This is a genomic window from Pseudomonas neustonica (assembly GCF_003797945.1).
GTDB lineage: Bacteria > Pseudomonadota > Gammaproteobacteria > Pseudomonadales > Pseudomonadaceae > Halopseudomonas > Halopseudomonas neustonica.
The window spans coordinates 160,780-183,795 of the sequence record NZ_RKKU01000003.1 but is presented as its reverse complement, the minus strand read 5'-3'; the positions used below and the strand labels follow the sequence as shown (position 1 = coordinate 183,795).

General features: G+C 57.4%; 21 protein-coding genes. 13 read left to right on the top strand and 8 right to left on the bottom strand.

All coding sequences use genetic code 11. The features are described from left to right. Nucleotides 1–5: 5 nt before the first annotated feature. Nucleotides 6–911, top strand: coding sequence for a 30S ribosomal protein S6--L-glutamate ligase (gene rimK / locus EF096_RS04525; RefSeq protein ID WP_123888424.1), 906 nt, complete (start codon nt 6–8; stop codon nt 909–911). Nucleotides 912–1,171: 260 nt separating this feature from the next. On the opposite strand, the gene yrfG is transcribed toward rimK, so the two are convergent. Further along, complete coding sequence (gene yrfG / locus EF096_RS04520; RefSeq protein ID WP_123888518.1) at nt 1,172–1,834, bottom strand: GMP/IMP nucleotidase; 663 nt, start codon at nt 1,832–1,834, stop codon at nt 1,172–1,174. 64 nt (nt 1,835–1,898) lie between these two features. On the opposite strand from yrfG, the gene nudE reads away from it, so the two are divergent. The 4 genes from nudE (at nt 1,899) to EF096_RS04500 (ending at nt 5,009) form a co-directional block, all read left to right on the top strand. Further along, nucleotides 1,899–2,465, top strand: a complete 567-nt coding sequence (gene nudE, locus EF096_RS04515; protein ID WP_123888423.1) for an ADP compounds hydrolase NudE — start codon at nt 1,899–1,901, stop codon at nt 2,463–2,465. An 87-nt stretch (nt 2,466–2,552) separates the two neighbouring features. Further along, a complete protein-coding gene (gene msrA / locus EF096_RS04510; RefSeq protein ID WP_123888422.1) occupies nt 2,553–3,197 on the top strand; it encodes a peptide-methionine (S)-S-oxide reductase MsrA in 645 nt (214 codons plus the stop codon). A 112-nt stretch (nt 3,198–3,309) separates the two neighbouring features. Further along, nucleotides 3,310–4,086, top strand: coding sequence for a helix-turn-helix transcriptional regulator (locus EF096_RS04505; protein WP_123888421.1), 777 nt, complete (start codon nt 3,310–3,312; stop codon nt 4,084–4,086). Between the two features lie 56 nt (nt 4,087–4,142). Continuing rightward, complete coding sequence (locus EF096_RS04500; RefSeq protein ID WP_123888420.1) at nt 4,143–5,009, top strand: DMT family transporter; 867 nt, start codon at nt 4,143–4,145, stop codon at nt 5,007–5,009. Between the two features lie 7 nt (nt 5,010–5,016). On the opposite strand, the gene EF096_RS04495 is transcribed toward EF096_RS04500, so the two are convergent. Genes EF096_RS04495 through EF096_RS04480 form a run of 4 tightly spaced genes read right to left on the bottom strand, consistent with a single transcriptional unit; the run spans nt 5,017 to nt 7,229 of the window. Continuing rightward, nucleotides 5,017–6,222: an AI-2E family transporter gene (locus EF096_RS04495; RefSeq protein WP_218565703.1), complete on the bottom strand. Its 1,206-nt coding sequence runs from the start codon at nt 6,220–6,222 to the stop codon at nt 5,017–5,019. Continuing rightward, nucleotides 6,219–6,491 (bottom strand): hypothetical protein, encoded by a 273-nt coding sequence (locus EF096_RS04490; RefSeq protein WP_123888419.1) that lies wholly within the window; start codon nt 6,489–6,491, stop codon nt 6,219–6,221. The genes EF096_RS04495 and EF096_RS04490 overlap by 4 nt, the downstream gene beginning before the upstream one ends. Further along, entirely contained in the window at nt 6,469–6,930 is a 462-nt protein-coding gene (locus EF096_RS04485) for a hypothetical protein (protein WP_123888418.1), read from the bottom strand. Before EF096_RS04485 ends, EF096_RS04490 begins: the two co-directional genes overlap by 23 nt. After that, nucleotides 6,927–7,229 carry a hypothetical protein gene (locus EF096_RS04480; protein ID WP_123888417.1) on the bottom strand — a complete coding sequence of 101 codons (303 nt, stop codon included), beginning with the start codon at nt 7,227–7,229 and terminating at the stop codon, nt 6,927–6,929. Before EF096_RS04480 ends, EF096_RS04485 begins: the two co-directional genes overlap by 4 nt. A gap of 360 nt (nt 7,230–7,589) precedes the next feature. Between EF096_RS04480 and EF096_RS04475 the strand changes: the two genes are divergently transcribed. Continuing rightward, nucleotides 7,590–8,768: a saccharopine dehydrogenase family protein gene (locus EF096_RS04475; RefSeq protein WP_123888416.1), complete on the top strand. Its 1,179-nt coding sequence runs from the start codon at nt 7,590–7,592 to the stop codon at nt 8,766–8,768. A gap of 45 nt (nt 8,769–8,813) precedes the next feature. On the opposite strand, the gene EF096_RS04470 is transcribed toward EF096_RS04475, so the two are convergent. Beyond that, the gene (locus EF096_RS04470) at nt 8,814–9,656 is read right to left on the bottom strand and encodes a 23S rRNA (adenine(2030)-N(6))-methyltransferase RlmJ (RefSeq protein ID WP_123888415.1); all 843 of its coding nucleotides are present in this window, start codon (nt 9,654–9,656) and stop codon (nt 8,814–8,816) included. 262 nt (nt 9,657–9,918) lie between these two features. Here EF096_RS04470 and EF096_RS04465 point away from each other — a divergent pair, with 262 nt between their 5' ends. Further along, nucleotides 9,919–11,145: a ubiquitin-like protein gene (locus EF096_RS04465; protein WP_123888414.1), complete on the top strand. Its 1,227-nt coding sequence runs from the start codon at nt 9,919–9,921 to the stop codon at nt 11,143–11,145. A gap of 27 nt (nt 11,146–11,172) precedes the next feature. Here the strand turns inward: EF096_RS04465 and EF096_RS04460 are convergent, their stop codons facing one another. Together EF096_RS04460 and EF096_RS04455 are read right to left on the bottom strand one after the other, a co-directional pair. Next, a complete protein-coding gene (locus EF096_RS04460; protein ID WP_123888413.1) occupies nt 11,173–12,972 on the bottom strand; it encodes a GspE/PulE family protein in 1,800 nt (599 codons plus the stop codon). 68 nt (nt 12,973–13,040) lie between these two features. Beyond that, complete coding sequence (locus EF096_RS04455; RefSeq protein ID WP_123888412.1) at nt 13,041–14,444, bottom strand: CYTH domain-containing protein; 1,404 nt, start codon at nt 14,442–14,444, stop codon at nt 13,041–13,043. A 126-nt stretch (nt 14,445–14,570) separates the two neighbouring features. Here EF096_RS04455 and EF096_RS04450 point away from each other — a divergent pair, with 126 nt between their 5' ends. The 6 genes from EF096_RS04450 to EF096_RS04425 all read left to right on the top strand — a co-directional run bounded on the left by EF096_RS04450 (nt 14,571) and on the right by EF096_RS04425 (nt 22,989). Further along, nucleotides 14,571–15,248 carry a TIGR00153 family protein gene (locus tag EF096_RS04450; RefSeq protein WP_123888411.1) on the top strand — a complete coding sequence of 226 codons (678 nt, stop codon included), beginning with the start codon at nt 14,571–14,573 and terminating at the stop codon, nt 15,246–15,248. A gap of 39 nt (nt 15,249–15,287) precedes the next feature. Next, nucleotides 15,288–16,547, top strand: coding sequence for an inorganic phosphate transporter (locus EF096_RS04445; protein ID WP_123888410.1), 1,260 nt, complete (start codon nt 15,288–15,290; stop codon nt 16,545–16,547). Between the two features lie 61 nt (nt 16,548–16,608). Then, the gene (gene argE, locus EF096_RS04440) at nt 16,609–17,757 is read left to right on the top strand and encodes an acetylornithine deacetylase (RefSeq protein WP_123888409.1); all 1,149 of its coding nucleotides are present in this window, start codon (nt 16,609–16,611) and stop codon (nt 17,755–17,757) included. A gap of 76 nt (nt 17,758–17,833) precedes the next feature. Next, complete coding sequence (argA, locus tag EF096_RS04435; protein ID WP_123888516.1) at nt 17,834–19,117, top strand: amino-acid N-acetyltransferase; 1,284 nt, start codon at nt 17,834–17,836, stop codon at nt 19,115–19,117. Nucleotides 19,118–19,245: 128 nt separating this feature from the next. Further along, the gene (gene ilvD / locus EF096_RS04430; protein ID WP_123888408.1) at nt 19,246–21,084 is read left to right on the top strand and encodes a dihydroxy-acid dehydratase; all 1,839 of its coding nucleotides are present in this window, start codon (nt 19,246–19,248) and stop codon (nt 21,082–21,084) included. 213 nt (nt 21,085–21,297) lie between these two features. Further along, nucleotides 21,298–22,989, top strand: coding sequence for an EAL domain-containing protein (locus tag EF096_RS04425; RefSeq protein WP_123888407.1), 1,692 nt, complete (start codon nt 21,298–21,300; stop codon nt 22,987–22,989). The last annotated feature ends 27 nt before the right edge of the window (nt 22,990–23,016 follow it).

Genomic DNA, 23,016 nt, shown 5'->3' with positions numbered 1-23,016 from the left:
ACACCATGAAAATTGCGGTTCTGTCACGCAACGCAAACCTCTATTCCACCCGTCGCCTGGTGGAGGCTGCGACCGAGCGCGGCCATGAGATACGAGTCATCGATACGCTGCGTGCCTATATGAATATCGCCAGCCACAAGCCGTCAATTCATTACAAAGGGCAAGAGCTCGAAGGCTTTGACGCCATCATTCCGCGTATCGGGGCCTCAATTACTTTTTACGGTGCGGCGGTACTTCGCCAATTCGAGATGATGGGCGTCTACCCCCTCAATGAATCAGTGGCCATCAGCCGCTCGCGCGACAAGCTAAGGTCCTTGCAGTTGCTGTCACGTCGCGGTGTTGGCCTGCCGGTAACCGGCTTCGCGCATTCGCCGGACGACATTCCCGACCTGATCAACATGGTCGGCGGCGCTCCTCTGGTGATCAAACTGCTGGAAGGCACCCAGGGTATAGGGGTCGTCATGTGCGAAACCGAAAAGGCGGCCGAGTCCGTCCTGGAAGCCTTTATGGGCTTAAAAGCCAACATCATGGTGCAGGAATACATCAAGGAAGCAGGCGGTGCCGATATCCGCTGCCTGGTCGTTGGCGATAAGGTGATCGCGGCGATGAAGCGCCAGGCCAAAGCCGGCGAGTTTCGCTCTAACCTGCATCGCGGCGGTAGCGCCAGCCTGATCAAGATCACGCCGGAAGAACGCATGACCGCAGTGCGGGCCGCCAAGGTGATGGGGCTGAATGTAGCCGGGGTCGACATCCTGCGCTCCAACCATGGTCCTGTGGTAATGGAAGTCAACTCCTCGCCCGGCCTCGAAGGCATCGAGTCGACCACCGGTAAGGACGTTGCAGGCCTGATCATCCAGCATATAGAAAAGAACTGGCGCCCAAACAAGACCAGCACCAAGGGCACCGGCTAAGTCGGCGCCAGCTCAAAGCTAGAAGCGGCAAGCGGCAAGCGGCAAGCGGCAAGCGGCATCAGTGTAAACCGATCAACCGCAAGCATCGCAACCCGCTCCAAACACCTAAAATAAGCTGCCCACGCTTCTAGCTTCTAGCTTCTAGCTTCTAGCTTCTAGCTCTAAGCCTGCCCCAACACCCGACACCCGCAACCCACACCCATCAGCTTTTAGCTTTTAGCTTGCGGCTTGCAGCTTGGCTGCTTGCGACTTAGCGAAACTCAAAGCCCCGCGATCAAGGCCGCGTAGTCTTCAACAGCGTCAAACTCTTCAGTATCGCGCGCGCTGCCGCGACTATCTGGTTCGCGTACTGCCAATAGATGACCAATGCCGTAATCACGCGCGGCGCGCAGCACGTTGAGGCTATCGTCAATAAAGAGCGAGCGCTCGGGATCAAAGGGCATATCTGAACGCAGCGCCTGCCAGAAGCTTGGGGTTTCCTTTGGGTAACCGTAATCATGCGAGCTGATCATCCGTTGAAAATACGTCCGCAGCTCGATGCGCTCCATTTTGAGTGATAGCGAGTCGCGGTGTGCGTTAGTAATCAGCACCACCTGCTTGCCGCTGCGCTGCAATGCCTGCAAAAACAGGTCGGCTCCGGGGCGCAGGCTGATCAGGTGCGCAATCTCGCGCTTCAGTTCGATGATCGGCATACCCAGTTCACGCGTCCAGTAATCCAGGCAGTACCAGTCAAGCTGGCCCTGGATAGTGCGCATCATGGGATAAACCTCAGCTTTGGCCCACTCCAGCGACTGGTCATGATGACGCGCGTAACGGGCAGGCATGTGCTCAAGCCAGAAATGATTATCGAAGTGCAAATCCAGCAAAGTGCCGTCCATATCGAGCAGGACGGTATCAATATTGTTCCAATTAAGCATGGGCAGTTGGGCTTGGGCTAAAGGTGCGGCTATGATACCCAAGCACCAGGCCAATCACCACGGAGTCCGCATGCCGCAAAAGCCAGAAACCCTCGAAGCCAGCATTGTCGCCAAGAGTCGCCTATTTACCGTTGAACGCGTGCAGTTACGCTTTAGCAATGGCGTCGAACGCACTTACGAGCGCTTGGTCAACAAGGGCCAGGGCTATGGCGCTGTGATGGTTGTTGCCATGCAGGATGAACGCACTGCTGTGTTGATTGAGGAATACTGTGGTGGCATGGACAACTACCAATTGTCGCTACCCAAAGGATTGGTCGAGCCAGGAGAAGACGTCCTAGAAGCGGCCAACCGCGAGCTGATGGAAGAAGCAGGCTATGGCGCTGAGCAGCTAGAGCTGTTAACTAAACTCTCACTGTCGCCAGGGTATATGAGCCAGGAAATCAGCGTAGTATTGGCTCGCGGGCTCTACGCCAAGCGACTGCCCGGCGACGAGCCAGAGCCAATTCGCATCGACAGTGTCGACTTGTATCAGCTAAGTGAGCTAACCCAGCGCGACAACTTCACTGAAGGTCGCGCCCTGGCAGCGCTCTATCTGGTGCGTGATCTGCTGGAGCAGCGCGGCGAGCTGACGCGCTGAGCCTGTAACAAACCAGTCTCGAACTGGTCCAAGCAATACCTGCGGCGCCCTGAGCGCTGCTGCCCATTTCCGCAACGGGAGCCGACTATGTTCTTCCACAGCACACCCGAATACAAAGCACGTATGCCCAGCGCAGAACAGGCGCTGCCCGGCCGCTCTGAGCCTATGGAAACCAGCTCGGTACATACCGTGCTGGGTACACCGATCAAGCCGCCCTTCCCTGAGGGTATGCAACAACTGATTATCGGCATGGGCTGTTTCTGGGGCGCCGAGCGCCTGTTTTGGCGCGTGCCCGGCGTTTACAGCACAGCCGTCGGGTACATCGCAGGCATGACGCCCAACCCAACCTATGACGAGGTCTGTTCAGGTCGCACAGGGCATACTGAAGCCGTACTGGTGGTGTTTGATCCTGAGCAAGTCAGCCTGGAGCAATTACTCAAGATATTCTGGGAATCCCACGACCCGACGCAGGGCATGCAACAGGGCAATGACCGCGGTACCCAGTACCGATCAGGCATCTACGTCAGTGATATGGCTCAACGCGCCAAAGCCGAAGTAAGCAGACTGAACTTTGCCAACGCCCTGGACGAAGCCGGCAAGGGCGGCATCACCACCGAAATAATGGAGGCACCGACCTTCTACTACGCTGAGTCCTACCATCAGCAGTACCTCGATAAAAATCCGAACGGCTATTGCGGCCTAGGCGGCACCGGCGTTTGCATGCCGGGATAAATAAGCTGTTGCCCATGAACGCGGGTATAGCAGCAAAACCAACCGGGGCTTGGCCTGATGGACCAGTCCAGCCTACAAAAACGGTCACTGCGGCCTTATACCAGATAGCCAGATGAATCCGACTCAATTAAACATTCACCACTATGCCAGCGCCGCAGCCAGCCACGCGCACGCGGATCACAGCCAGCTAGTGTTTGGATTACATGGCAGCCTGGAACTGGAGATCGAAGGACGCGGAGCACTGGTTGATAGTGCTGCGGTTGTCATCATAGCGCCCGGTGACGATCATACCTTCCTCAGCCGAGACAACGGCCGCTGCCTGGTACTGGATATTCCCCCGCAGCAGGCACTCGCCGGACTGGAACTGACCGCTGGTACGCAAGAACGCCTGCTTGAAAGCACTCAGCTGCGCTCACTGACGCCCCAGCAGATGGGGCTGGTGGGTAGCCTCGCCAACACCATAAGCATACAACCGGGCCTTGCCGAGGCTGGTGCCAGCCTACTGCTGGCCAGCCTGCTGCATCACCCAGCAGAAACCAGCCGACTACCAATGGCTGCACTCGATGCCTACATAGATGCGCACCTGGCCTATCCGATCGAAATAAGTGACCTGGCCAAGCTGGCACACACGTCTAACTCGCGCCTGCGTCACTGGTTTGCTCTGGAGTTGGGCTGCAGCCCAGGTGAGTATGTGCGCCGCAGGCGGCTATGCTTTGCACGTCAGCAACTTGAGCAAAATCGAGACCCCATTGCCTTGATTGCCGAGCGCGCAGGCTACAGCAGTCAAAGCGCCTTCGCGCAGGCATTCAAGCAGCGCTGGGGCGTATCGCCGCGTGACGCCAGACGGCAGGCAAAACACGACAATATCCGCGCAACAAACAACACTTAACACAGCTGCTGATCGTTACACTGGGTGCCCACGCCAACGCACCCAGCAGAGTTGAAATGTCAGTGTTAACCCACCAACGCGCCCTGATCTACATGCATATCGCCGCATTGCTGTTCGGCCTTACCGGTATTTTCGGCAAGCTGGCCAGTGCGGCACCCGACGTTATTGTATTGGGCCGTGCGCTGTTCGCCGTGTTGGCTCTACTGGTATTCGCGCGCTTCTATCGCCGTTCGCTCATCAAGGGGCTCAACAGCCAACGATTGATTCAATTGGGCGTCTGCGGCCTGCTCTTGGGCGCGCACTGGATCACCTTCTTCCATGCCATCGACCTGTCAGGCGTAGGTATCGCTACCCTGGGCTTTGCCAGCTTTCCCGCGTTTGTAGTGTTACTGGAGTGGGTACTCTGGCAGGAAAAACCCAGCCGCCTGGACCTGCTCAAGGTGGGACTGGTCTGTATCGGTTTGATGCTGGTACCGCCCAGTTTCGACTTACAGCAGAGCGGTGCCGAGGGGTTGATCTGGGCGCTGGCATCCGGCTTTTGCTTTGCCGCGGTATCGGTTGGCAATCGACTCACCAGTGGCAAGCTCAACCCGATACAAATCGCCTGCTGGCAGAATGTGGTGATTGCCCTTTGCCTACTCCCCATTAGTAGCAAAGCCATGCTGCAGATGCCCGCGCTTGACTGGCTGTGGATTGCCCTGCTGGGCATGCTCTGCACCGGTGTCGCGCACGGCCTTTTCGTTACCAGTCTAACCGTACTCAAGGCGCGGGTAGCGTCACTGTTCTTTGCGCTCGAACCCGTATACGGCATTCTGTTTGCGTGGTACCTGTTCGGCGAAGAGCCCAGCCTGCGCATGCTATTGGGCGGCATTCTTATCGTCAGCGCGCTGATGCTGGTGCAGCGCGCACCCAAGCCTGCCTAGTGTATTGTCAGCCTGGGGTCTCGATCAGCTTGACCCAGTGCGGCAGCACCTTGAGCCGCGCTGCAGTCAACTTGAGACACACCAGCAAGGGCACTGCGATCAGTACACCTACAACGCCCCACACCCAGCCCCAACCAATAAGCCACAGCATGAGGATGAGCGGATTCAGGCGCATATGCCGACCAAGCACCATAGGCGTAACAAATTGCGCTTCGAGCAAATTGATGGCAAAAAAGATGACCACTGGCAGCAGCGCCATCAGAGCCGGCCCGTATTGCACCACACCAGCCAAACAGAGCACCGCCATCGCAATGATAGGGCCGATATAGGGCGCAAAGTTTAATAGCGCGACCATGACGCCCCATAGCAAGGCATCCTCAACGCCGGCCGCCCAAAGTGCAAGCCCGGTTATCACGCCTAGCGCCGTGTTGATGACGCTCACTGTCAGAATGTAGCGCGACAGCTCATGCTGAACGTCTGCCAATAGCTCATTTGCCGCTTCCTGATCCCGAATCTGTGGAAAGACGGTAATGAAATTGCTGTAAAGCAATGGCCCAAACACCAGCATAAAAATGACCAGGATAATAAAGGTCACGAACTGGGCCAGTACTACAGGTGTAGCACCCAATAACTGCACCATCAGCTCGACCCCACCCTGCATTACGCGATCGGAAACCGCGCTATCGGAGGACCGCTCTGGAGCCGGCGCGGGTACGCGTGCAGTCGGTTGTTCGTCCTGCTCATCGTTACGAAACCAACCGAACAACCTGAAGCTTTCTTTCTCCTGCACTTCGATTGCCTGCGGACGATGAGCCTCTACTTTGGATGGCGACAGTTTCTCGCTGAACTCATCCAGCTCGTCCGTTAACTGCGCAGACAACTCTGGTATCCGCGTCGCCCATTTCTCCGCGGGCTCAGCCAGTTGCACGCCCAGCAGGGTAAAGGGTACGCCAATCAACGCCAGCAGGAGCAACGCCGAGAGCACACGAGGAACGTGAAATCGTTTAAACACGCCAACCAACGGGCTCAACAGCAACGCGAATAACGCTGCCACCACCACCGGCAGGAACAAGGTTTTGGCAAAATACATGGTGTACATAACAGCCAGCGCCAGCAGCCAATAGAGCGCCATCTGGATGGGCGGCACTTTCTTGCGTGGCCCGGTTATTTCTTCAATTTCATTTTGCGGAGCATCCTGCTCCAGTCCGCTCATTCGCCGGCCCCAAAGTTACGCCCAAGATTGAACGCGTTTTGCGCCAGCGGGAATAAGCGAACACCCGTCATGCCCAGAGTGTAGGTACTGCCGATGCCCAGCCGATTAGCGAGCACACCAGCCAGAGCACCGCTACCCAGCAGCCAGGCAGGATTGATGCATCCCAGCGTGTGCTGCGCGTGTTGCGATACCAGGCTAATGACTTCAGCGCGCAGACCGAGCTGTCGGTCGAGGCTATCAATTTTCTCAATCAGTTGTCGGCGGCTCACCTTGCACTCCTTGCAACAAACGTTTCGCGTGCGCTTGGGTTCGACGGAAGCCAAGCTGCCGACGATAGCGCGTTGCCATGAATGAGAGAGCTCCGGCCAACAGCAGCTGTAATAGCGTAAAGGTGACCAGACCCCAGGTTACGGAAGCAGAGGCGTCGTAAACCAGCCACGCCGCCAATACGCCCAGTGATACCCAGGAAAGCAGTAGCACCGGAAGTAAGGCAATACTTACCAACAAAAGACGCCGGGCATCGCCCAGCGTCAATTGCAGTTCCAGCTTGAACAAGTTTGCAAGCTCACCGCCAGCCGCCATCGAGTGCTTGAACATCGCTGTCAGCTGCTGCAGGAGTTCCTGCAACGATGCGTCCTGCATATGATCCTGGCTGGCAGTTTTATCCTGCGCTTCTTGCTGCTCTTCAGCGGCTGGTTCTGCGCTCATTTGCGCGACATTACCTGTGAGATAACAAAGCCTGCAACAAAGGCGATGCCCAAGGTAGCCAGCGGCTTCTCACGCATGTAAGAGGTTGCCTGGCTGCCGAGCATTTCGGCTTTCTCACGACCTTTCAGCATTTGCTCTACAGCATCATGCTTCAGATCTACGCCAGCGGATTCAGCGGCCGATTTAAAGTGGCTCTTTGCTTCCAACAGCTTCTCATAAGCCTCGGCTACAGCCTCCTTGCTTGCCGCGAGTTCCTTTTCCTTGCTGGTGGTAGTCGCTGCGGTATTTGAAGTCGCCATGGTCGTTCTCCTTGTTAGTACAAACTGGAATTGGATAACCCTGTTAAGACCATCCGCTGACATCCAGACTCAGCCTGATACAACAGTTCAGCATGCACCATAGACCGACCCGAAGCCAGTCATGCACACACCTTATCAGCTACCATTCGCAGCGGCGAAATCCGCGCTTTGGCCTTTACCCGCCACTGATAAAAAATCAACCTGAGGCTAGATGTACATGCACGGGTGACAAGCTGTGCCAGACTATCTGACGAACAACTTGATCACCGCACAGAGAATATGACCGGATACCGGCAGACGAGTTCAGCTTTTAACTTGGCGGCCGGGTTCGACACAGCCAAAGAAACACAGGACACAAGTATGAAAACCGCTACTGAGTTTGACATCATCGTTTACGGAGCCACCGGCTATACCGGGCGACTGGTCGCAGAATATCTGAGCCAGGAATACGCCAATGATGGCCAGTTACGCTGGGCCATGGCCGGTCGCAGCCAAGCCAAACTCGAAGCCGTGCGTGATGAGATTGGCGCACCGGCGAATACGCCGCTGGTAGTAGCGGACACCGAAGATGCCGCCAGCCTGAAAGCAATGGCAGAGCGTACCAAGGTAATTCTCACTACCGTCGGCCCGTATCAGCTATACGGCTCCGAACTGGTTGCCGTTTGCGCCGCTACCGGGACTGATTATGTTGACCTCTGCGGTGAGCCGGCGTGGATGCGCCAGATGATCGATGCGCATGGCGAAGCAGCCAAGCAGAGCGGCGCACGCATCGTCTTTTCCTGCGGCTTCGACTCCATCCCCTTCGATCTGGGTGTCTACTTCCTGCAACAGGCCGCAAAGAAACAACTGGGTAAGGCCCTCCCTCGCGTCAAGGGACGCGTCCGCAAGATGAAGGGCACTTTTTCTGGCGGCACTGCAGCCAGTCTGAAAGCCACCCTGATCGCCGCCAAGCAGAATCCGGAAATATACCAACTGCTCGGTAATCACTTTGCCTTGACACCTGGCTTCACCGGTCCAGCGCAACCACCAGCGGCCAAGCCCGAATTTGACGAGTCGCTGGGCAGTTGGGCTGCGCCTTTCATCATGGCCGCGATCAATACCCGCAATGTGCACCGCTCCAACGCCCTGCTAGGCCACGCCTATGGCGAAGACTTTGTGTATGACGAAATGCTGCTGACCGGCCCAGGCGAGCAAGGTGAGCAAATCGCCAATGCCGTCGCTGGCGACAAGTCCCTATCCGGCGATTCCGCGCCCAAGCCCGGTGAAGGCCCAAGCAAGGAAGAGCGTGAGAACGGTTTTTACGATGTACTGTTCATCGGCGAAGACGGTGCGGGTAAAACCTTGCTGGCCAGCGTTTCCGGTAAGCGCGACCCAGGTTATGGCTCTACCTCACGCATGATTGCAGAAAGTGCCATCTGCCTGGTACGCGATGCAACCGATACCGCCGGCGGTATCTGGACGACCGCACCGGCAATGGGCGACAAGTTGATCAAGCGCCTGCAGGAGCACGCTGGCCTGACCTTCAAACTGGAATCCTGATCCAGCCGAGCGGAGGATTCCTTCAGGGAGCCCTCCGCTCACACCTCAAGGCTCGCCAGCCAACCAATCCAGCCGATAACTCCCCTCCCCCGACTGCGCTAACGTCCGCGCCAGCCAAGGCAGCACCTGCTCAAGCTCCTCCCATATCGGCCAGGGCGGATTGACCAGAATAAGTCCTGACCCATTCAACCCCATCTGGTTATCGGCCGGTCGAATATTCAACTCAACTCGCAACGCCTTGGGCAAACCGGCATCAGCGATTTGCTGGTAGAAGTCGCGCAACAGTCGTTGATCCTTGATGGGATACCAAAGCGCGATAATCGTTTGTCGCATCCGTTGAATAGCAATTTGCAGAGCACTGATGCACCGCTGCAATTCATCAGGCTGCTCGAACGGCGGATCAAGTAGCCAGAGCGCGCGTTTCTCGGCCACCGGCAGAAATGCCTTGGGCAACTGATAGCCATCACGCTGATGCACGGCCACCTGCTCCTGATCCGCAAAATACTGTTTGAGCGTCTCCGCATCCACCGGATGCAGTTCGCTAAGAATCATCCGGTCTTGCGGGCGCAGCAGGTCGGCAATTAACTGGGGAGAACCGGGGTAGTAACGCAGCTCATCAGCAGTGTTATGACCTGCTACGGCAGCACGAAAATCATTCAGCCACAGGGGCAAGTCATCACGCTGCCAAAGCCGCCCGATGCCATCCTGATACTCGCCCGTCTTACCGGCGGTTTCACCCTGTAAGTCATAAAAGGCGGTACCCGCGTGACTATCCAGGTAGCACAGCGGCGTGTCCTTGCGCTGCATAAGCTCGAGCAGTCGGCGCAGGAGCGCGTGCTTGAGGACATCGGCGTGGTTACCGGCGTGGTAGCTGTGACGGTAGTTCATGGGTATTCCCGCGTAAGAGCATAATGTAAAGCGCGCATTCTAACAGGCTGACCGCCTTTTTTGCCCAGCGACTCTCTGCACCGAGCTGCCGAGGCCGAGCTGATGACGAGAGTGTTTTTATCGCTGCAACTAGCCTATGGCTGGGCTGGATTCACCAACCATAAATAAAAAAAGTATCAAGGTGGCTAAAATAGGCTTTAACATCTCTCGTACAACATCAATAACGCTGTCACCGCCAGCCCCTACCTGAGTCAATCTCTCCGTGAAACAACCCCTTAAGCTTGTAAGCCTGGTGTTACTGCTGTCTTTTTCCCTGCCTAGCTACGCGTTGCAGATTTTCGTTAAAACACTGACCGACAAGATCATCTCGCTGGAAGTAGAGGCGAACGACACTATCGAAAACGTCAAAGCCAAGATCCAGGACAAGGAGGGAATCGACCCGGCTGATCAGAACCTGGTCTTTGCGGGCAAGCTGCTGGAGGACGGTAAGACGCTGGCCGACTACAACATCCAGAAAGAGGTGACGCTATTTTTGCGCCGAGCAACGCTGCTTACCCCAACGACGCTGCAAAGTCTGACCGAGCAAACGCGATTATTGCAGGCAGCAGTCACCCGAGCGGGACTGGTACTGCACGGCAGCCATGGCAACCCACTGGATATGCGTGCCGAGCCTGGCAGCGACTCCTGCCTATGGGCGTCAGGCGATTGGGCTGCGGACAACCATGAGCAGCGGGACGGCTCGATCAAACTCGCAGAAATCGGCGGTTGCTGGGTTATCGACGATAACCGCACGCAAGTCGGTTTGGGGCTGGGCAAGTCCTGGAGCGATCAGAGTACCGTCTTCAATGGATCACAGGAACAGACGGGACAATACGCGGTGCTGGAACTGATTACGCCCGCACCCGCCCTTGGCGCCAATGCATGGGGCACAGTAACCGCTTATTACAGCGACGCTGACCTCAAGATCAAGCGCGGTTATCTGACCGCTGACGAACGCGACCGCTCGCTGGGTAAAACCGATGCTGCAACTTGGGCGCTGCGCGTGCGCACCGACTGGGAGCGCGCAGGCGTAATAGCGGGCGCAGCGATCTCCCCTTTTGTTGACCTGTCGCATATCAAGAGCGAGATGGACGGCTACACGGAGCACTCAGGCGCCGCACCCGCCGCCTTTGATGATAGCGACCTTTCTACCTCGGAAGGCCGTGTTGGGGTCAATGCGCTCAAGCCGATCAGCACGGTCTTCAGTCTGACGTCAGGACTGGAAGCAGTGCACCGATTCAACCAATCGAGCTCGACTATAACCGGCGCATTGAACGGCAGCGAGCAATTCAGCGTCAAGGCTAATAGCGAAAAACGCAGCTGGCTGAAGGCATCCGTGGGCGGTATCTGGACCTTGTCACCGCTCAAATTTATTGTCAGCGCCAGCGCCACCAGCGAAGGGCAGGAACCGGATGCCTGGCTGGCGGCGCATGTTGTAGGCTCATTTTAACGGTCTGCCAACGAGAGTCAGCGGCGCTCAGCTCTGCTGACTCTGAGGCGTAACCCGTAACACTTCCTCGATGGTCGTCAAGCCGGACGCTACTTTCTGCGCCCCCGACAACCGCAGACTGTGCATACCTTCTTTATAAGCCTGACGACGCAAAGCGCCCAGATCGGTATCAGCGTGAATCAATGATTTGATGCCCTCACTAATGGGCATCAGTTCATATACGCCCGCGCGTCCACGGTAGCCTGTCTCCCGGCACTCCACACAGCCTACAGGCTGCTGGGCCTGGGTCGGGACGGGGGCATTCCAGGGCTTGGTGAGATCGACCCAGCCCTCTTCGTCCACCGTGATGGGAGCCTTGCAGTGCGGGCAAAGTGTGCGCACCAAGCGCTGCGCCATCACTCCCAGCACCGTCGCCTTGATCAGATAGGCAGGCACACCCAGCTCAATCAAACGGCTTACCGCGCTGGGCGCATCGTTGGTGTGCAGGGTAGACAGCACCAGGTGCCCGGTCAGTGCTGCCTGAATTGCCATCTCGGCGGTTTCCAGGTCGCGAATCTCACCGATCATGATGATGTCCGGGTCCTGGCGCATCAGCGCCCGCACTGCGTTGGCAAAGTTCAGATCAATATTGTGCTGTACCTGCATCTGGTTGAAGCTGTCCTCAACCATTTCAATCGGGTCTTCCACGGTACAGACGTTGACTTCGGGTGTGGCCAACTGTTTGAGGGTGGTATAGAGCGTTGTCGTCTTGCCCGAGCCGGTGGGACCGGTCACCAACACAATACCGTTGGGCTGCGACACCATACTCTGCCAACGACGTTGATCTTCGCTGGAAAACCCCAACTGATCAAAGGTGCGCAGCAAAACGTCCGGGTCGAAGATACGCATCACCATCTTCTCGCCAAAGGCGGTAGGCAAGGTTGATAGGCGTAGCTCAATCTCGTTGCCCTTAGGCGACTTGGTCTTGATACGGCCGTCTTGCGGCTTACGCTTCTCGGCCACATTCATTCGGCCCAGAGTTTTCAGGCGACTAACCACAGCAACCGTCACTTGAATAGGGAACTGATACACCGTGTGCAGCACACCATCAATGCGCAGACGAACACTGCCAGTATCTCGGCGCGGCTCGACATGAATATCACTGGCGCGCTGCTCGAACGCATACTGAAATAGCCAGTCGACAATATTCACCACGTGGGCATCATTGGCGTCCGGCTCCTGACTCATGCTGCCCAGATTCAGCAGCTGTTCAAAGTTACCGATGCCGCTTATTTTCTGATCGCCCGCATTAGCGCCGGTGACCGAACGAGCCAGCCGATAAAACTCTACCGTATAGCGTTGCAGATCCGCAGGATTGGCCACCACGCGCTTGATGTCGCGGCGCAGCACATGACGCAGATTGTCCTCCCAGGCGCTGACAAAAGGCTGCGCACTGGCAATAACGGCTTCTTTCTCGTTTACATCCACCGCAAGAATCTTGTGCCGCTGGGCGAACGCAAACGACATCAGCGGCGTTACCGCCGATACATTGATCTTGAGCGGGTCAATGCGAAAGAAAGGCTGATCGGTTTCAACCGCCAACCAGCGACTCAGCGTATCCAGATCCAGCTTCTTACCGGGGCGCGTAAGATCAGCCACCTCTTGCGCCGCGATAAACTGCAGCGGATGTAGCTTGGCGGTATCACCGGAACCTGAGCGCCTGAGCGTCACCAGGTGGTCAACCGTTTCAGGGTCGATCTTCCCTTGCGCCGCCAATACGTTGAGGAAATCACCCAAATCCAATGGGCGATCACTACCAGGTATCGCCAGATCCGCCAAACGCTTCATACCGCCTCTCCCTTGTTACTGGGCTGTCCCTGCCCCGTCCGACCTAGCGGCCAGTCCTGTTATGACTTTTACTGATTCAGCTCACGCCAGGCATTCAACTTGCGGACCCGCTGTCCCTGCTTGCGCAGCGCTGCCAGCAATAGCTCGCGTTGCTCATCATCTATCTGCGGATATTGCTCCAACAAGGCCTGCAGCTTGTTCAACTCGCCAAACAAACGGTCCGGTTCGGAGACATCGAGAAAGGAGCGGAAGTTGCCCAGCATCAGCTGCAAGCGACCTAGTCGTGGCAGTTGATCCAGCCACTCATGGACCTGATGGTCGGTATCATTATGATGCGGCACCCGCAGCTCTTGAATCTCCTTGCCGACCGCGCCAAGCATCCAGCGAGACAGCGGCAGCGCGGCAATACGGTCACCGCGTGGTGGCCGCTTGGTCTGCCAGCGTTTATCCAGCAGCCAGAGCGCCAGCTCGACAAACAACTGCCCCCAGGCAGGGTCTGCCAACTGCTTGTCAAACACTTCGCTGGCTTGCTTGCGCGCAGCTTCACCTTCAACATCGTCAGCCCAGCCCGCGAGCACCAGCGGCTGAAACCTCTCGAGAAGTTGGTCCAGCGGCACAATGAAAGGCTGTGCAGATGAGCGTGGCAAGGCGAGATCGAACACGCCGAAACAGGCACGCAAGGCAGCCAGGTTGGTCGTCATCTCGCGGAACAACTTCCACTGACGGGCAAAGCGGTATTGCTCGGCCAGCCGCTGCACGCGTCCCAATAGTTGAGTAATCAAGCCTTCAATCACAGCATCGACGCTCGAGTCGGGCTGCCATTTTGGCGCGTCCAGGCGCAGCGCGTAACTGCTCTGGTCAAACAGCCGATAGCCACGCTCAGCCTTGCTGATATCGCATGGCATCAGCACCTGATCGCGACACAGCTCCAGTGCCAGTTCCAGCAGCGCCTGCGGCGAACCGGAGCGCACCTCGAGCTCAAGCTCACTTATCGGCTCTACGCTGTCGCCAGCGGAAACCTCACCCTGATCCAGCGCCGCCTCGATTTCCACCTGTTCGCCATCACGCTCCCAGCGCAGCAGTGCGCGGGTACGCTGAAAGTCTGTGGTGAAAACCGGCTGTAACGCAGATTTGTCGAGCTCTGCCAGCGAGGCCGGCCAGCAACTGTCATCCAGCAGCGTAAAGTCCAGCTCCAGCTTTTGCAGGTTCCAGTCCCACTCGTTGCGCTCGGACAATCCCGCTACGCTCTGGCCGCGGCTTTTCAGCGTCTGGATGATGGCATCACCGTCACGCCGCAGGCGCAGCGCCACCTTGGCCGCAGCCAGATCCCGGTTCTCGGTATCGTAATACTGGTTATAGAGCGTGCCGGTTTGCCAGTCATCAACCAGACGACTTTTTACCAGCGGGTGTTCACGTAAAGCGGTCAGTACGTCGGCACTGGCGCGCAATTTGATTTCGGTTTCTTTACCCATCGGATTTCTCTGCCATACCACTGCTTCAGGAGCAAGCGGTAAAAATGTGTTCTTTTCATGTCAATCAGATGACGATCAGGCATGCAGGACCTATACTTTGCGGCCTAAACTCCCGCTGGAGGCGCTATGCCTAACAACCCATTTCTCAGCCTGTTCGGTCGCTCCCCCATAAAGCCGATGCAGCAGCACATTGCCAAGGCACATGAGTGTGCAGCGCAGCTACTGCCGTTTATTGAGGCAGTCATTGCCAACGACTGGACCGAAGCCGAGCGCATACAGCAACACATCGCTCAGCTCGAACGGGACGCCGACAAACTCAAAAAGGATGTCCGCGTCAATCTGCCCAAAAGCCTGTTCCTGCCGGTGCCTCGTTCGGACCTGCTGGAACTGCTCAGTGTACAGGACAAAGTCGCCAACCGCGCCAAGGATATCGCCGGCCTGATGCTGGGTCGCAAGATGATGATTCCGGTCCCGCTAAGCGGTTCATTCAAAGCCTTCGTTCAACGCTCTATCGATGCTGCAGCTCAGGCATTAACGGCCATGAACGAACTTGACGAACTGCTGGAAACCGGATTTTCAGGCCGTGAAGTTACGCTGGTAGAACGTATGATCGAGGAACTCGACAGCATCGAGCACGACACCGACAACATGCAGATCAAGCTGCGCTCGGAGCTGTACAAACTGGAAAAGGACCTGTCACCAGTAGACGTGATGTTTTTGTATCAGATCATCGAATGGATTGGTGATGTCGCCGACCGTGCTCAGCGCGTAGGCAACCGCCTGGAATTGCTGATGGCCCGCTAAGGGCCGGCTGAACCATGCACCCAATAGAGTATTAAGAATATGACGCTGATTGCAGAGTACGGCACTGTCCTGCTCATTCTGGCCTGCCTCTTCGGCTTTTTTATGGCCTGGGGGGTAGGCGCTAACGACGTGGCTAACGCCATGGGCACTTCGGTTGGTTCCCGCGCGCTAACCATCAAACAGGCGATTGTGATCGCCATGGTATTCGAGTTTCTTGGCGCTTATCTGGCCGGCGGCTCGGTTACCCAAACTATTCGCAGCGGCATCCTTGATGCTGACCTGATCAGCCCGGACCAGATGATCTTCGGCATGCTGGCCGCTCTGCTCGCAGCCGGAACCTGGCTGCTGATCGCATCCATCAAGGGCTGGCCAGTTTCCACCACCCACTCCATCATTGGTGCCGTTATCGGTTTTGGTGCAGTCGGTGTATCCATGGACGCAGTCCATTGGGGCGGCGTAATCCCCATTGTGTCCAGCTGGGTAATTTCTCCCCTGCTGTCCGGGACAGTTGCATTCCTTATCTTCATGAGCGTTCACAAGCTGATCCTGGACACTGAAGACCCCTTCACCAACGCCAAGCGTTACGTCCCTTACTACATGTTTGCGGTCGGTTTTATCGTCACTATTGTCACCCTGACCAAAGGCCTCAAGCACGTTGGCCTGCATCTGAGTGGCTGGCAAAGTCTGGGCCTGGCACTACTGTTTGGTGCCATCATCTGCGCCATCGGCATCATGCTGCTCAGACGCATCAAGCCTGACCCTGTCGCGGACAAGAGCTTTCACTTCGCCAGCGTGGAAAAGGTCTTTGCCATCCTGATGATCTTTACCGCCTGCGCCATGGCCTTTGCCCACGGCTCCAATGACGTCGCCAATGCAGTAGGTCCGCTGGCCGCTATCGTTGGCGTGCTTAGCTCAGGCGGCGATATCGTGGATAAATCAGTCGTGCCTGGCTGGGTATTGCTGCTCGGCGGCGTCGGCATAGTAGTCGGCCTGGCCACCTACGGTTATCGTGTGATTGCGACCATCGGCCAGCACATCACCGAGCTGACCCCCAGCCGCGGCTTCGCTGCCGAACTGGCGACGGCTACCACTGTAGTAGGTGCCTCCAGCATTGGCCTGCCGATCTCCACCACTCACACCCTGGTGGGCGCGGTACTTGGCGTAGGTATGGCGCGCGGCATCGGTGCGTTGAACCTGCGCGTGATCGGTACCATCTTCAGCTCCTGGGTAGTCACCCTGCCTGCTGGCGCCGTACTTTCCATCATCTACTTCTTTACCCTTTCCGCCATTTTCAGCTGACGAACGGCTATGGGCGGCGTAAGCTGAACACCACTGTTCGCATACGCCGCCCGGAGTTTCCATGGCTTTGCCCTCGCTGAAAGCGCAATTCGACGCCCTGCTCAAACTACCTTCTATCAGCTGCACCCAGGACGATATGGATCAATCCAATCTGCCCGTGGTGCATTTACTGGCCAGTTGGCTCGGCGACCTGGGCTTTGCCTGCGAAATCCAACCAATTCCGGGGGAAGCTGGCAAGGCTAACCTGATTGCCACCCTCGGCAGTGGTCCCGGCGGCCTGGTAATGGCTGGTCATACCGATACCGTGCCCTGCAACCCGGAACGCTGGCAGCACGACCCGTTCAAGCTGACCGAGCAGGATGGCCGCTGGTACGGGCTGGGCAGCTGTGACATGAAGGGCTTTTTTCCGCTGATTATTGAAGCGGTACGTAGCTATGTGGATCAGCCTTTCAAGCAGCCACTGATCGTACTCGCGACCGCCGACGAGGAGAGCTCCATGAGCGGCGCCCGCGCGCTGGTCGCCAGCGGCCTGCCAAAAGCTCGGCACGCGGTGATTGGCGAGCCTACCGGTCTCAAGCCAATCCGTGTACACAAGGGCATCATGATGGAGCGGATCGACATTACCGGTCAGGCTGGCCACTCCTCGGACCCGGCGCTGGGCAACAATGCAATGGAAGCCATGCACAACGTCATCAGCGAACTGATGACGCTGCGCAGTGGCTGGCAGAAGCGCTGGAACAACCCGCTGTTCGGCGTACCGACGCCTACATTGAATCTTGGCTGCATTCATGGTGGCGACAACCCCAACCGCATTTGCGCCAAATGCGCCCTGGAGTTTGATATCCGCCCGTTGCCGGGTATGGACCCGGATGCCCTGCGCGCCGACATCCAGGCCCGGCTGGACCTGATTGCCGCCGAGCGTCAGGTCGAGATTGTCTACTCACCGCTGTTTCCGGGCGTGCCGCCCATGGACACCGCCGCCGACGCGCCACTGGTCAAAGCATGCGAAGCGCTTACCGGACACAGTGCCGGCAGCGTGGCCTTTGCCACCGAGGGGCCGTACCTAAATCAAATTGGCATGCAGACACTGATTCTCGGCCCAGGCGATATTGATCAGGCGCATCAACCAGACGAGTTTCTGGCTATGGACCGCCTCAATCCGACCGTGGATATTCTGCGCCAGTTGATCAAACAATTTTGCCTGCAGTAGCCGGACCGGCGACAGAGGACTTGAAGCTGGCAGCGTAAAACCCTTTTAATAGATCTTTTGCATGGAAATGCCGCGAATGCACGATTACGTCAATTGGTTCCGCCACTCGACGCCCTACATCAACTTGCACCGGGACTGCACTTTCGTGCTCATGCTGCCCGGCGAAGGCCTGGCGCACCCCAACTTCAGCAATATCGTCCACGACATCATGCTGCTCAACAGCCTGGACGTGCGACTCGTGCTGGTACATGGTTCGCGCCCACAGATTGAAGAACGCTTGAGCGCTCGCGGCATCACTTCGCGCTATCACAATGACCTGCGCATCACCGACATAGATACCCTGACCTGTGTAACCGAAGCGGTTGGAGCGCTGCGCATCGCAATCGAGGCACAACTGTGCACGCAGCAACAGGGCGCGCATCTGCGAGTGACCGGCGGCAACATGGTGACCGCCAAGCCGATTGGCGTGGTCGATGGCGTCGACTTTCATCACACCGGCGAAGTACGCCGCATAGATCGCAAAGCCATCAGCCGCCACCTGGATGAGCACGACATAGTGCTGCTCTCCAGCCTCGGCTACTCGCCCACTGGCGAGGTGTTCAACCTGGCCTGTGAAGATGTCGCCACCAGCGTGGCCGCCGCGCTGGGCGCCGACAAGCTGATTCTGTTTGGCGAAGACGCTGGCATCAAGGACGAAAACGGGCTACTACTGCGCGAGCTGAAGCCGACCCGCGCAGCACCACTGCTCAATAGTCTGGGCAATTCGCTACCGGGCAACCTGCTGCGCGCAGCCTGTAAGGCATGCAACGCCGGCGTACGGCGCTCGCATATTGTCAGCTTTGCCGAAGATGGCGCGATGCTGAATGAGCTATTCACCCGCGACGGCAGCGGTACGCTGGTGGCGCAGGAAGCCTTTGAGCAGATCCGCTCGGCCACCATTGAAGATGTTGGCGGCCTGATCGACCTGCTGCGCCCACTGGAAGACGCCGGTATTTTGGTACGCCGCTCGCGCGAAGTACTGGAAACCGAAATCAGCCAGTTTGCTCTGGTTGAACGTGATGGCACCATCATCGGCTGCGCGGCGCTTTATCCACTGGAAGGATCAACGTCAGCCGAGTTGGCCTGCGTAGCCATTGACCCCAACTATCGTCAGGGTGGCCGTGGCGACCAGTTACTGCAGCACATTGAATCGCAGGCCCGCAGCCTGAAGATCGACACCCTGTTCGTGCTCACCACGCGCACTGCGCACTGGTTCCGCGAGCGGGGCTTTGTGCCCAGCAGCGTGGAGCGTTTGCCCGCCAAAAGAGCAGAGCTGTACAACTACCAACGCAACTCCAAGGTGTTTGAGAAAGCACTTTAGCGCAGCCAGCACAAGACAAAACCCCAGGCCACCCAGGCAGGGAGACAACACACTGACGCCGCACGGCTGCAAGCCGAGCGGCGAATTGGTATGCTTGCCCGATTGCAACACATCACGAGAGTACCCTCATGCCAGATTATCGCTCAAAAACCTCCACCTTCGGTCGCAACATGGCCGGCGCTCGCGCCCTGTGGCGCGCCACCGGCATGAAGGACGAAGACTTCAAGAAGCCCATCATCGCCGTTGCGAACTCATTCACCCAGTTCGTTCCGGGGCACGTACACCTGAAAGACATGGGCCAACTCGTCGCCCGTGAAATCGAAAAGGCCGGCGGCGTAGCCAAGGAATTCAACACCATCGCAGTCGATGACGGCATCGCCATGGGTCACGATGGCATGCTGTACTCACTACCCAGCCGCGAGATCATCGCTGATTCGGTCGAGTACATGGTCAACGCCCACTGCGCTGATGCCATCGTCTGCATCTCCAACTGCGACAAGATCACCCCCGGCATGCTGATGGCCGCACTGCGTCTCAACGTACCTGTGGTTTTTGTCTCTGGCGGCCCGATGGAAGCCGGTAAGACCAAGCTGGCCAGCCATGGCCTGGATCTGGTCGATGCCATGGTAATCGCCGCCGACGAGAGCAGTTCAGACGAAAAAGTCGCCGAGTATGAACGTTCCGCCTGCCCAACCTGCGGCTCCTGCTCAGGCATGTTTACCGCCAACTCGATGAACTGTCTAACCGAAGCGCTGGGCCTGGCACTGCCGGGCAACGGTTCGCTTCTGGCCACCCACAGCGACCGTGAAGAGCTATTCCTGCGCGCGGGACGTACGATTGTTGATCTGTGCAAAACCTATTATGCCGACGGCGACGATAGCGTCCTGCCCCGCAGCATTGCCAACTTCAAGGCATTCGAAAATGCCATGACGCTGGACATCGCCATGGGCGGCTCAACCAATACCATTTTGCATTTGCTCGCTGCCGCTCAGGAAGGCGAGATCGAATTTGATCTGCGCGATATCGACCGCCTGTCACGCTCCGTCCCGCAGCTGTGCAAGGTCGCGCCAAATATTCAGAAGTACCACATGGAAGACGTGCACCGCGCCGGCGGCATCTTCAGCATCCTCGGCTCATTGGCGCGCGGCGGTTTGCTACACACCGACCTGCCCACCGTACACAGCCCGAGCATGGCGCAGGCGATCGCCGAATGGGATATCACCCAGACTGACGATGAAGCCGTTCATACCTTCTTCAAGGCAGGTCCGGCAGGCATCCCCACCCAGACCGCGTTCAGCCAATCCACACGCTGGGATACGCTGGACGACGATCGCGAAAACGGCTGCATCCGCAGCGTCGAGCACGCCTACTCCGCCGAGGGCGGCCTGGCGGTGCTTTATGGCAACATCGCAATGGACGGCTGCGTCGTGAAAACCGCTGGGGTAGACGAGTCTATCCACGTATTTGAAGGTCGCGCAAAAATCTTCGAGAGCCAGGACACCGCGGTCAAAGGCATTCTCGCCGATGAAGTCAAAGCCGGCGATATTGTCATCATTCGCTATGAAGGCCCCAAGGGCGGCCCAGGCATGCAGGAAATGCTTTACCCAACCAGCTACTTGAAATCCAAGGGACTGGGTAAGGACTGCGCGCTACTGACCGACGGCCGCTTTTCTGGCGGCACGTCAGGGCTGTCTATCGGCCACGCTTCACCCGAGGCAGCGGCTGGCGGCGCCATTGGCCTGGTGCGCGACGGCGACAAAATACTGATCGATATCCCCAATCGCAGCATCAACCTGCTGGTCAGCGATGAAGAGCTCTCCCATCGCCGTATTGAGCAGGACAAACTGGGTTGGAAGCCAGCCGAAAAGCGCCCGCGCAAAGTCACTACAGCACTCAAGGCTTATGCCTTGCTGGCTACCAGCGCCGACAAGGGTGCAGTGCGCGACAAGGCCATGCTTGAAGGATGAAATCGTCGTGGAGCGGGCAACCCGCTCCACGCCAAAATACGGTCAAAATGCAAAAAAAGACGGTAAAACGACATAATTACGCCACTAAAGGCGTTGTGCCATACCACTGGTCGGGGATTATCCCCACTTCCTACATCAAAATGATGTAAGCAGTCTGTGATGGCGTTAACATCGGGTCGTCATTGAATTGTGCATGGACGACCACTAACGCAGATGCCTGGCACGGATCCGATCGAAACAACCACATTTAAGTTGCTGCTGGTTGAAACAGACCCCGCGAAGCGCGAGCGACTGCTCGAGCTGTGTCGTGCCCATTCCCCCGCCGAACTGCAAGTCGAAGTCTGCACTCGACCCAACGAGGCCATAGCGCGCCTGGCCAAAGGCAGCTTCCAGGCGAGCCTGCTGCCCAATGACATCGACCTGCTGCAAACCGCGCGCCGTGCGGCGCCCGATACGCTATATCTACTCATCAGCGATGGAACTACGCCAGAGCAAGACAGTAAAGCCATCCACGAAGGCGCTGACGACGTCCTGGCCTATGCCAATCTGGATACCGAGCAATTACAGCGTGCACTCATACACGCAGCACTAAGGCGAAGCAGCGGCGAGAAGCTGGCGCAACTCGCACGCCAGGACCCACTAACCGGACTAGGCAATCGGGCACTGCTAGAAGATGAGCTCGAGCGCATGATCATTCGCGGTCAGCGCAGCCCTACCGGCTTTGCACTGCTCTACATCGACCTGGACTATTTCAAGCAGATCAACGATAGCTTTGGCCATGGCCTTGGCGACCTGCTTCTGGCGGTTATAGCCAATCGACTAAGGCGCACCATGCGTCAAGACGACCTGATTGCGCGCATTGGCGGCGATGAATTCGTTGCTTTGCTCAATGACCTGCACGATCCAAATGACGCCGCGCTGATTGCCAGCAAGATAATACACACGCTCAGCGAGCCTATTACCCTCAGCGGTCATCATCTACTCATTTCAGCCAGCATCGGCATAGCTACCTTCCCCTCGCATGGCGCTTCCGCCGCAGAGCTTTTGCAGCACGCCGACCAGGCCCTGTACCGGGCCAAGGCGAATGGTCGCAACGCCTACGCGTTCTACAACCCCGAGGAAAAGGCCCACACCCGCCACAATATTGATGTTGAGCAGGGGCTACGCCATGGCCTGCTGGAAGGTCAGTTCCGCCTGCACTACCAACCCATAGTCGATACCCAGCATGGCGATACTGTGGCGTGGGAAGCACTGCTACGCTGGCAACATCCGACCTTGGGACTGCTATCGCCGGATGCCTTCTTGAAATTGGCGGAGCATAGTGGCCTGATTCTGCCCATGGGGCACTGGGTGATAGGCCAGGCACTGGAGGCTGTGCGCGAGTGGCAGGAGGCAGGCGTCAATTGCCGGCTGTCAATCAACCTGAGTGATCGCGAACTGAAACAACCTCGTTTTGCCGATCAACTCCAACAGCTGCTGATCAAAAGCAAGGTGCCTCCTCAATTGCTACAACTTGAACTGCGTGAGGATGCGTTGTTAAAACACGCCAGTCAGGCCGCCAAGCTATGCAATGCCGTAGCCGCGCTTGGCGTTGATATATGGCTGGACCATTTTGGCACCGAGTACGGCGCCTTTGGCTACTTGAACCGACTCCCCATCAAAGGCGTCAAGATCAATACCAATGATCTTGATCCGCAGCGCGACCCGGAGCAGGCCGCGTACGTAAAGAATCTGATCAAACTCACGCGCAGCATGGACAAACATGTTACCGCTAATTGCGTCGAGGATGCTCACAGTGCTGAACAGCTTTCAAGCTGGGGTGGTAACTTCCTGCAAGGTTATTGGATTGGCAAGCCGCGCCCGCTAGAGTCGATCATTGCTGGCGCCAATAACAAGGGCCAGTAAAGCGCCCTTTCATTGCGTCATAGCAAG

Bases quoted from the DNA above. Each gene is read 5' to 3' on its own strand.
- EF096_RS04455 (WP_123888412.1), bottom strand. From the start codon at position 14,444: ATGGGTAAAGAAACCGAAATCAAATTGCGCGCCAGTGCCGACGTACTG.
- EF096_RS04475 (WP_123888416.1), top strand. From the start codon at position 7,590: ATGAAAACCGCTACTGAGTTTGACATCATCGTTTACGGAGCCACCGGC.
- EF096_RS04495 (WP_218565703.1), bottom strand. From the start codon at position 6,222: ATGAGCGGACTGGAGCAGGATGCTCCGCAAAATGAAATTGAAGAAATA.
- EF096_RS04445 (WP_123888410.1), top strand. From the start codon at position 15,288: ATGACGCTGATTGCAGAGTACGGCACTGTCCTGCTCATTCTGGCCTGC.
- EF096_RS04500 (WP_123888420.1), top strand. From the start codon at position 4,143: ATGTCAGTGTTAACCCACCAACGCGCCCTGATCTACATGCATATCGCC.
- EF096_RS04505 (WP_123888421.1), top strand. From the start codon at position 3,310: ATGAATCCGACTCAATTAAACATTCACCACTATGCCAGCGCCGCAGCC.
- EF096_RS04480 (WP_123888417.1), bottom strand. From the start codon at position 7,229: ATGGCGACTTCAAATACCGCAGCGACTACCACCAGCAAGGAAAAGGAA.
- EF096_RS04470 (WP_123888415.1), bottom strand. From the start codon at position 9,656: ATGAACTACCGTCACAGCTACCACGCCGGTAACCACGCCGATGTCCTC.
- msrA (WP_123888422.1), top strand. From the start codon at position 2,553: ATGTTCTTCCACAGCACACCCGAATACAAAGCACGTATGCCCAGCGCA.
- argE (WP_123888409.1), top strand. From the start codon at position 16,609: ATGGCTTTGCCCTCGCTGAAAGCGCAATTCGACGCCCTGCTCAAACTA.
- EF096_RS04485 (WP_123888418.1), bottom strand. From the start codon at position 6,930: ATGAGCGCAGAACCAGCCGCTGAAGAGCAGCAAGAAGCGCAGGATAAA.
- nudE (WP_123888423.1), top strand. From the start codon at position 1,899: ATGCCGCAAAAGCCAGAAACCCTCGAAGCCAGCATTGTCGCCAAGAGT.
- EF096_RS04460 (WP_123888413.1), bottom strand. From the start codon at position 12,972: ATGAAGCGTTTGGCGGATCTGGCGATACCTGGTAGTGATCGCCCATTG.
- rimK (WP_123888424.1), top strand. From the start codon at position 6: ATGAAAATTGCGGTTCTGTCACGCAACGCAAACCTCTATTCCACCCGT.
- EF096_RS04425 (WP_123888407.1), top strand. From the start codon at position 21,298: ATGCCTGGCACGGATCCGATCGAAACAACCACATTTAAGTTGCTGCTG.
- EF096_RS04450 (WP_123888411.1), top strand. From the start codon at position 14,571: ATGCCTAACAACCCATTTCTCAGCCTGTTCGGTCGCTCCCCCATAAAG.
- ilvD (WP_123888408.1), top strand. From the start codon at position 19,246: ATGCCAGATTATCGCTCAAAAACCTCCACCTTCGGTCGCAACATGGCC.
- argA (WP_123888516.1), top strand. From the start codon at position 17,834: ATGCACGATTACGTCAATTGGTTCCGCCACTCGACGCCCTACATCAAC.